1 protein-coding gene is annotated in these 1,216 nt (G+C 69.6%); it reads left to right on the forward strand.

Going from position 1 to position 1,216, the window contains the following annotated elements; all coding sequences use genetic code 11:
* Positions 1–1,173 (forward strand): transposase (locus ABZ490_RS52180; protein WP_359008144.1); only part of this gene is annotated, 1,173 nt, incomplete at its 5' end.
* Between the last annotated feature and the right edge of the window lie 43 nt (positions 1,174–1,216).

Genomic DNA, 1,216 nt, shown 5'->3' on the forward strand with positions numbered 1-1,216 from the left:
GAGTCGGTCGTCGAGACGCTGCGGGCTGCGCTGAACGCGCTGGCGGTGGCGGCCCCGCGGTGGCTGGCTGGTCTGGCCCGGCCGGAGTGGTTCGACCGGTACTCCGTCCGCCCGGAGGACTCGAAGTTCCCCAGCCGTTGGGCCGCACGCTCCGCCCACGCCGATCAGGTCGGTGAGGACGGCATGACCGTCTTGCGGGCGGTGTGGTCCGATCATGCGCCTGGCTGGCTGCGGGAACTTCCGGCGGTGGAGTTCCTGCGCCGGTTCTGGGTGCAGGAATACCAGGTCAACGACGGGCTGGTGGGCTGGCGCAAGCCCAAGGACTGTCCTCCGGGAAGGCTGCGGCTGCGCTCGCCCCACGATCCCGAGGCCCGCAACGGCGTCAAGCGCGACCTGGCCTGGTGCGGATACAAGGTCCACCTGACCGAGACCTGCGAGCCCGACGCACCACACTTGATCACCCAGGTCGTGACCGGCACCGCCGCCAGTTCGGACGTCGAGTTCACCGAGCAGATCCACGTCGGACTGGCCCGCCGCAACCTGCTCCCCGACGTTCACCTGGTCGACGCCGGCTACGTGGACGCCGCGCACCTGGCCGGAGCCCGCCGCAAGTACGGCATCGAACTGCTGGGGCCGGTCAGCACCAACACCGGCTGGCAGGCCAGGGCGAACAACGGCTACTCCATCGACCACTTCACCATCGACTGGGACAACGGGCAGGTGACCTGCCCGAACAGCAAGACCAGCAGACAGTGGCAGCACGATGGACGCCGCCTGGAGGGCCCTGTGATCCGGGCCAGGTTCTCGCCCACGGACTGCCGCCCCTGCCCTGCCCGCCCCGACTGCTACCGCGGCAGTGACCGGATGGGACGTGAGATCACCCTGCGGCACCGGGACGAACACGAAGCGCTCCAGCAGGCCCGGATCGACCAACAGACCGAGCAGTGGCATCAGCGCTACCGGCACCGAGCCGGCATCGAGGGCACCATCGCCCAGGGCGTCCGAGCCTTCGGCCTGCGCAGATCCCGCTACCGCGGCAGCACCAAGACCCACTTGCAGCACCTCCTGACCGCGGCCGCGATAAACGTCGTCCGTGTCAACGCATGGCTTACCGGAACCCCCTTCGCTCCCACACGGACATCCCACTTCGCAGCCCTCCGCCCCACCGGATAGGACCGGCGGGGCGGAGTCGAGGGGCATTCGCCAACGGCGTCCG

The organism is Streptomyces sp. NPDC005811 (assembly GCF_040630405.1).
In the GTDB taxonomy this organism is placed as follows: domain Bacteria; phylum Actinomycetota; class Actinomycetes; order Streptomycetales; family Streptomycetaceae; genus Streptomyces.